This window comes from Nonomuraea sp. NPDC004702 (genome assembly GCF_053601695.1).
In genome coordinates, this window is record NZ_JBSGCE010000047.1 from 60,463 (window position 1) to 67,723 (window position 7,261).

Below are 7,261 nucleotides of genomic sequence, written 5' to 3' on the forward strand. Positions count from 1 at the left end.
TGCGGCGGGCAGGCGGGGCGCTTCGCGGACGAGCTCAGCCGGCCAGGGCGCTGTCGACCGCCTCCGGAGCCAGGACGTGCTCCAGCACCATGACGGCCGCCCCGATGACGCCCGCCCGATCGCCCAGCTCGCTGACCTGGATGCGCAGGTGCTGGGTGGCCAGCGGCAGCGAGCGCTTGTAGATGGCCTCGCGCACCCCCGCGAGCAGGTGTTCGCCGGCGTCGGCCAGGTCGCCGCCGATCACGATCGCGGCCGGGTTGAAGAAGTTGACGATCGTGGCCAGCACGTCGCCGATCTCGCGCCCGGCCTGGCGGACGAGCTGGGCGGCGTCGCGGTTGCCGGCGCGCAGCAGCGCGACGACGTCCCGGCCGCCCGCGGCGGGCACGCCGGTCGCCGAGATGCGGGCGGCCAGCGCGGCCCCGCCGGCCAGGGCCTCCAGACAGCCCACGTTGCCGCAGTGGCACAGCACGCCGTCGTCGGCGGTGGCGACCCGGATGTGGCCGATGTCGCCGGCCGCGCCCTGCGCGCCCCGGTGGAGGCGGCCGTCGGAGATCACGCCGCAGCCGATGCCGGTGCCGATCTTGACGAAGACGAGCTGGCCGGTCGCCTGCCGCCCGGCGCGCTGCTCGCCGAGCGCCATGATGTTGACGTCGTTGTCCACGAAGACCGGCACGCCCAGCCGCTCCCCCAGCCACTCGGGCACCGGGAACCGGTCCCACCCCGGCATGAGGGGCGGGTTGACCGGGCGCCCCGTCGGGTACTCGACCGGGCCCGGCAGGCCGATGCCCGCCCCGCACACGTCGGCCAGGTCGCGCCCGCTCTCGTCGAGCAGGTCGGTGAACGTGCGCGCGAGCCGCCCGAGCGTCGCCTCGGGGCCCTCGTCGATCGGCGCGTCGGCGGTGCGCTCGGCCAGCACCGTGCCGCCGAGGTCGGTGATCGCCACCCGCTCGTGCGTGACGCCCAGGTCGGCGGCCAGGACGAGCCGGGCGGTGCGGTTGAAGGCGAACATGGCCGCGGGCCGCCCGCCCGAGGAGATGGCCTCGTCGGCGGGCAGCACCCAGCGGTGGCGGAGCAGCGCGTCGAGGCGCAGGGACACGGTGGACCGGGCCAGGCCGGTGAGCTGGACGAGCTCGGTCCGGGTGCGCGGCGGCCCGTCCCGCAGCAGGGAGAGCAGCGCGCCGGCCCCCGCCGTCGCGCCGTTGAGCGTGTCCAGAGTCAACACCAGCCTCTCCGCCGATGACGGCAGCCACTTCAGAGGAGCCCAAGTCTATCTTCGCCGAATGGCGCACGACTTATGGCTGAGCATCGACATAAGTGCGCCGATCCCGCGGACGATCACGTCGCCAGCGGGAGCCTCAGGACGAAGCGGGCGCCCCCCGGGTGGTCGGCCACGAACAGATCGCCTCCGTAGGCGTGGGCGATCTCGCGGGCGATCGGCAGGCCGAAGCCGGAGCCGCCCGCGTCCAGCGAGCGCGCCTGTTCCTGCCGGTACAGCCGGTGGAAGATGCGCTCCCGCTCCTCGGGCGGGATGCCGGGCCCGTCGTCGATGACCTCCAGGACGGCGTACGGCGGCGCGGCGGCGACCACGAACTCGATCCTGCTGGTGGTGTGGCGCTCGGCGTTGGCCACCAGGTTGGACAGCAGCCGGGCCAGCCGGACCCGCGAGGCGCGGACCACCACGTCCTGCTCCAGCCGGGTGCGGACGGACGCGCTCGGCGGATGCGCGTCCAGCTCCTCCACCACCAGGCGGGCCAGGTCGACGAGGTCGGCGCCAGGCGGCGGGGCGGTGTAGAGGCGGGCCAGGGCGAGCAGGTCGCCGACGATGTCGTTGAGCCGCTCGGCGTCCCGGTGCAGGCTGCGCAGGGTCCGGCGGAGGTCGGCGCCGGGATCGGACAGGGCCTCCTCCAGCTCGGTCAGCAGGCCGGTGATCGGGTTGCGCAGGTCGTGGGCGGCGTCGAAGACGAACCGCTGCTGGTGCTCGATCGTCTCGTGCAGCATGGAGACCTTCTGCTGCTCCTGGCGGTAGGCCTGGTGCAGCAGCGCGTCGGGCTTCGGGGAGCCGGAGGCGCGGCCGTCGGGGCGGGCGGCGGGCCGGGGTTCGAGCGACCCGGTGACGTCCCCGAAGACGACGACGATCTCCGTCACCTCGCCCGACGGGCCGAGCACCGGGGCGTTCGCCAGCCGCCAGTGGCGCCGGCCGGGCGGATCCCAGTCGTCGCGCAGCAGCGGCACGACGTCGCCGGCGGCGGTGGCGGCCACCCGCTCCAGCGAGGCGCCCACCTTCGCCGCCCCCGACCCGCTCAGGCCGCCCAGCACGGGGGCCGCGCCGAGCAGGGCGCGGCCGACGACCTCCGCCCGGTCCTGGCCGGTCATCCGCAGGTAGGCGTCGTTGACGGCGAGCACGACCTGGCTTCGGGTGAGCAGCATGCAGGGACACGGCAGCGCCTCGAACGCCGCCTGGTATCCGACCGTCGCTCCCATCACCGGGTCCCCCTCAGGCCCCACATACCCCCATAAGGGCGCTGACATGCGGAAATGCCGCGTCGGTGTCATTCTCATTCTCGATAGTGATAACGTGTAGAGCGTGACGACCTCGACAGAGCGCTGGGCCGAGCTGGCGCTGCATCCCGTGCGCATCCGCATCCTGCGCGCCGTCGCCGGGGGCCGCCGTACGCCCTCCGACCTGGCGGGCCTGCTGCCCGACGTGCCGCAGGCGACGCTCTACCGGCAGATCGCGACGCTGGCCAAGGCCGGGATGCTGGAGGTGGTCGAGGAGCACAAGGTCGGCGGGGCGACCGAACGGGTCTACGCGGTGCCCGAGGGCGGCCTGACGCCGTCCCCCGAGGCCCTCGCCACGGCGTCGGCGGAGGACCACGCGCGGTGGTTCACGGCATTCGCCGGCAGCCTGCTGTCGGAGTTCGCGCGCTACCTCGACCGGGACCGCGTCGACCTGGCCGCCGACGGCGCCGGATACCAGCAGGTGGTCCTGCACCTGGACGACGAGGAGTTCGTCGCCTTCGCCACGGGGTTCGCCGAGCTGGTGCGCCCCCTGCTGGCGAACGAGCCGGGAGAGGGGCGTACGCCGCGCTTGCTGGCGACCGTCCTGCTTCCCCTGAAGGAAGGCTGAACTGTGGCAACGGTATGGGTGGACGAGGGTCAGGTCACGATCGAGTTCGGGCGCTGGGAGCGGTTGCTCACCGGTCACGGCCGGTACGCGTGCCCGGTCGCGTCCGTGCGGGAGGTGCGGGTCGCGGGCGAACCGTTGCGCGTCCCGCGCGGCGCGCGCAAGGGGCTGAGCGTGGCGGGCCACGTCAAGATCGGCGTGTGGGGCCTGTTCGGCGGGCGGCGGCAGCTCGTGTCGGTGACCGGTGCCACGCCGGCGGTGCACCTGCTGCTCGATCGTGCCGCGTCCGGCGGCGAGTTCGACGAGGTGGTCGTCTCGGTCTCCGGCGCCGGCCGGGCCGCCGCCGCGATCCGGGCCGCGGTGCGGGCGGCGGTCGCGTGACCGGCGTCGAGGTCACCGGCCTGACCAAGCGGTACGGCGCGCTGACCGCCGTCGACGACCTCAGCTTCACGGTCCGGCCCGGGGCGGTCACCGCGTTCCTCGGCCTCAACGGCGCCGGGAAGACCACGACGATGCGCATGATGGTCGGCCACGTCACCCCCACCCGGGGCGGCGTGACGATCGGCGGCCGACGCTACCGTGACCTGCCGCGACCGACCACCGTGGTGGGCGCGACCTTCGACGCCGCCTCCTTCCATCCCCGTCATTCGGTCCGCGACCATCTGCGCGTCTACGCCGCGATGGGCGGCCATCCCGATCGCCGGGTCGGCGACCTGCTGGGCCTGGTGGGCCTGGCCGGAGCCGCCGGGCGGGCGACCGGCGCCCTGTCCACCGGGATGCGGCAGCGGCTCAACCTGGCCACCGCCCTGCTCGGCGACCCCCGGGTACTGCTGCTGGACGAGCCGGGCAACGGCCTGGACCCCGAGGGGGCGGCCTGGCTGCGCTCGTTCCTGCGCGAGATGGCCGCGCAGGGCCGGGCGGTGCTGGTCTCCAGCCACGTGCTGGCGGAGGTGGAGCAGGTCGCCGACGACGTGGTGGTCATCGGGCGGGGGCGGCTGCTGGCCGCCGGCCCGCTGCGCGAGCTGTGCGGCACCGAGCCGGACGTGCTGGTGCGCACCCCCGACGCCGCCGCCCTGCGCGCGGCGCTGGCCGCCGAGACCGCGCAGGTGGACGTGGCCGGCCCGCACGACCTGCGGGTCCGCGGCCTCGATCCGGCGCGGGTCGCCGCCCTGGCCGCGGCCCACGGGCTGCCGGTGCACGGCCTGACCACCGAACGCCCCACCCTGGAACGGCTCTTCCTCGGCCTCACCGGCCAGACGGCGGGCGTGCGAGAGCGGGCGGACGCGAGCGGGGAAGCGGCGGGCGCGCCGGATGAGGCGGGCGCGGGCGAGGAGGCGGCGGGCGCGCCGGAGCGGGCGGGCGCGGGCGAGGGGGCGGCGGCATGACCGGGTTCGTGCGGGCGGAGTTCCGGCGCCTGCTGGCCACCAGGATGTGGTGGGGCATGCCGCTGGCGGCCGTCCTGCTCGGGGGCGGTCTGATCGGGCTGCTGGCCCTGGTCGGGCCGGAGAACTTCGAGCCGCCGATGCCGGGGCTGGACACCGAGGCGGGGGTGCGGGCCGTCCTGGGGTTCCTCGGGTTCACCGCCTTCGTCCCGGCCGCCGTCGGGACGCTCGCCGTCACGTCGGAGTACCGGCACCGCACGGTGAACTTCACCTTCCTGTTCGCGCCGGACCGGTGGCGGGTGCTGGTGGCCAAGCTCGTCGCCTACGCCGTGGCGGGCCTGGCGTACGGGCTGGTGCTGGCCGGGACGGCCGGGGCGGCGCTGTTCGGCGTGGCCGCGGCCCGCGGCGTCGAGCTGGGCCTGCCCGCCGGGACGATCGTGGCGCTGCTGGCCCGGCTGGGGGTGGCGATGGCGGTCTACGTGGTGCTGGGCGTGGGCATGGGCGCGCTGATCCGCAACCAGGTCGCGGCGCTGTGCGTGGTGATCGGCTACCTGTACGGCGGCGAGCTGGCGCTGATCATGATCCCCGGCGTGCGGGAGTTGTACCCGTGGCTGCCCGGCGGCGCGACCTCGGCGCTGACCGACTTCACCGCCGTGGCCGACGCGCTGGCCGCCCAGCTGTCGAGCGAGCCGGTCCGGCTGCTGTCACCGGCCGCCGGGGCGCTGGTCCTGCTGGCGTACGCGGCGCTGGCGAGCGCGGCCGCCGTCCTGCGGCCGCTCCGCCGCGACGTGGCCTGACCTGGCTCCGGCCCGGCCGGTGACTGCCCTGCCGGTGCGGGCCCGGCCGGTGACGGCCTTACCGGTGAAGGCCCGCCCGGTGACTGCCTTGCCGGTGCGGGCCCGGCCGGTGGCGGGCGGGAACATTCGTACAAGCCGGCGGGGCGGGTGGCCCGCGACAGTGTGGCCATGATGACTTCCCAAGAGGTCCGGACCCCGGCCCGCCCGGCGGCCGGGCGGCGCGCGAAGGGCCGCGGCCGGCGTCGTCGCGTCGTGGCGGCCGTGCTGCTCGCGGCCGCCGTGCTGCTCCTGGCGAACACGCTGGTGGTGTCGGGGCAGGAGGCCGCGGGCGAGTCGAACGTGCCCCTCGACGGCGGCGGCCTGTACGTCCGCCAGGACGGCCCCGCCGGCGCCCCGGCGCTCGTGCTGATCCACGGCCTGGCCGGCTCGACCCGCTGGTGGGACCCGGTGGTCCCGGAACTGGCGCGGTCGCATCGCGTGATCCGCATCGACCTGCTCGGGCACGGCCGGTCGGCCAAACCGGCCGGCGGCGGCTACACCGTCGCCGAGCAGGGACGGCGGGTCGGCGCGGCGCTGGACCGGCTCGGCGTGCGGCACGCGGTCGTGGCCGGCCACTCCACCGGCGGCTCGGTCGCCACCGCGCTCGCCGAGCAGCGAGGCGACCTGGTGACCGCGCTCGCCCTCCTCGACTCCGGGCCCGGCCTGGACGCCTTCGTCTCCGACGGGTTCGTCGGCGAGCTGCTGTTCGTGCCCGTCGTCGGGCAGCTGCTGTGGCGGCTGCGCACCGACGGCCTCCTCCTCCGTGGCCTGGAGACCGCGTTCAGCCGCCCCGGCTACCGGATCCCGCCCGAACTGGTCGAGGACGTGCGCGGCCTCACCTACCACTCGCTCACCACGACCTCGAAGGCCGCCGAGGAGTACCTGCGGCAGCGCACGCTGCCCGACCGGCTGGCCGTGCTCGGCAAGCCGCTGCTGGTGATCTTCGGCCAGGACGACCGGAGATGGCGTTCGTCCTCGGCCGCCGGCTACCGGGCGGTCCCCGGCGCGACCGTCGAGCTGCTGCCCGGGGCCGGGCACTCCCCCATGCTGGAGGACCCGGCCCGGACGGCGGCGTCCCTGCTGGCCTTCGCCACGGCCCACGACGTGCCGCCGGACGCGGCGGCCGGATGACCACCGCGTCCGGCGGACCCCCGCGTCCGGCGGGTGAGCCCCGGGCGCGGGGACCTGATTCGGTCCGCGCGCCCGGGGCCGGGGATCAGAAGAAGCCGCCGAGGAAGTCGTCCAGGCCGCTCTGGTCGATCCATCGGGTGACCCGGGCGCCGGTCTCGGCGATCGTGCCCGTCCGGGTGTTCTCCGGCTCGATCTTCTCCGGTTTGAAGATCTGCTTCTCCGCCTGCCCGGAGCCCTGGGGCCTGGTCAGGCTGGGTGGCGGCGGCCCGTCCGGGTACATCTTGCCGTCGCGGTAGACGGTGTAGGACTGGGTCGGCTGCGTGGTGCCGTCGTTCCGGTAGACCTGGCTGGGTCTCGGCTGCGCCGGCTGCCTGGCGGCCTTCGGCGGCGACTGCCGTTGCACCGCCCGATGACTGGTCGGACGCTGTGCCGGGCGCCGCGCCGCCTGGGCGCGCCGAGCCTGGGCCGCCCGGTAGCGGTTGCGCGCCCTGGCCGCCTGCGTGGCCCGCCGCTTGGCCGCCGCCTCGGCGGCCTTCCTGCGTGCCTCCCTCTTGGCCGCCGCGGCGGCCCGTCTCTTGGCCGCCGCCGCGGCCGCCTTCCTGGCCTTCTCCGCCGCCTTCTTCCTGGCCGCGGCCAGCGCCCTGCGCTTGGCCGCCGCCGCGGCCTTCTTCTTGGCCGCCTCCAGCGCCTTCTTCCTGGCCAGCGCCGCCGCCGTCGATCCTGCTGCCCGACACCGCCACCCGGGTCTCGCGCGGCGAGAACGACAGCGCGTTCTCCACCAGCTCGGC

The 7,261-nt window shown here is 75.6% G+C and carries 8 protein-coding genes; 5 read left to right on the forward strand and 3 right to left on the reverse strand.

The window, feature by feature from the left end:
• Window positions 1-34: 34 nt before the first annotated feature.
• Window positions 35-1,222, reverse strand: a complete 1,188-nt coding sequence (locus tag ACWEJ6_RS39550) for an ROK family protein (protein WP_452430584.1) — start codon at window positions 1,220-1,222, stop codon at window positions 35-37.
• Window positions 1,223-1,335: 113 nt separating this feature from the next.
• Window positions 1,336-2,481, reverse strand: coding sequence for a sensor histidine kinase (locus tag ACWEJ6_RS39555; protein WP_452430586.1), 1,146 nt, complete (start codon window positions 2,479-2,481; stop codon window positions 1,336-1,338).
• Window positions 2,482-2,584: 103 nt separating this feature from the next.
• Between ACWEJ6_RS39555 and ACWEJ6_RS39560 the strand changes: the two genes are divergently transcribed.
• The 5 genes from ACWEJ6_RS39560 to ACWEJ6_RS39580 all read left to right on the forward strand — a co-directional run bounded on the left by ACWEJ6_RS39560 (window position 2,585) and on the right by ACWEJ6_RS39580 (window position 6,473).
• Complete coding sequence (locus ACWEJ6_RS39560; RefSeq protein ID WP_452430588.1) at window positions 2,585-3,127, forward strand: helix-turn-helix domain-containing protein; 543 nt, start codon at window positions 2,585-2,587, stop codon at window positions 3,125-3,127.
• Window positions 3,128-3,130: 3 nt separating this feature from the next.
• Entirely contained in the window at window positions 3,131-3,505 is a 375-nt protein-coding gene (locus ACWEJ6_RS39565; protein WP_452430590.1) for a hypothetical protein, read from the forward strand.
• Window positions 3,502-4,509, forward strand: a complete 1,008-nt coding sequence (locus ACWEJ6_RS39570; RefSeq protein WP_452430592.1) for an ABC transporter ATP-binding protein — start codon at window positions 3,502-3,504, stop codon at window positions 4,507-4,509. Before ACWEJ6_RS39565 ends, ACWEJ6_RS39570 begins: the two co-directional genes overlap by 4 nt.
• Window positions 4,506-5,303 (forward strand): ABC transporter permease, encoded by a 798-nt coding sequence (locus ACWEJ6_RS39575; protein WP_397163046.1) that lies wholly within the window; start codon window positions 4,506-4,508, stop codon window positions 5,301-5,303. The genes ACWEJ6_RS39570 and ACWEJ6_RS39575 overlap by 4 nt, the downstream gene beginning before the upstream one ends.
• 168 nt (window positions 5,304-5,471) lie before the next feature.
• Complete coding sequence (locus tag ACWEJ6_RS39580) at window positions 5,472-6,473, forward strand: alpha/beta fold hydrolase (RefSeq protein WP_452430595.1); 1,002 nt, start codon at window positions 5,472-5,474, stop codon at window positions 6,471-6,473.
• 85 nt (window positions 6,474-6,558) lie between these two features.
• Here ACWEJ6_RS39580 and ACWEJ6_RS39585 read toward each other — a convergent pair.
• Window positions 6,559-7,261, reverse strand: a 703-nt coding sequence (locus tag ACWEJ6_RS39585) for a hypothetical protein (RefSeq protein ID WP_452430597.1), incomplete at its 5' end; no start/stop codon positions are given.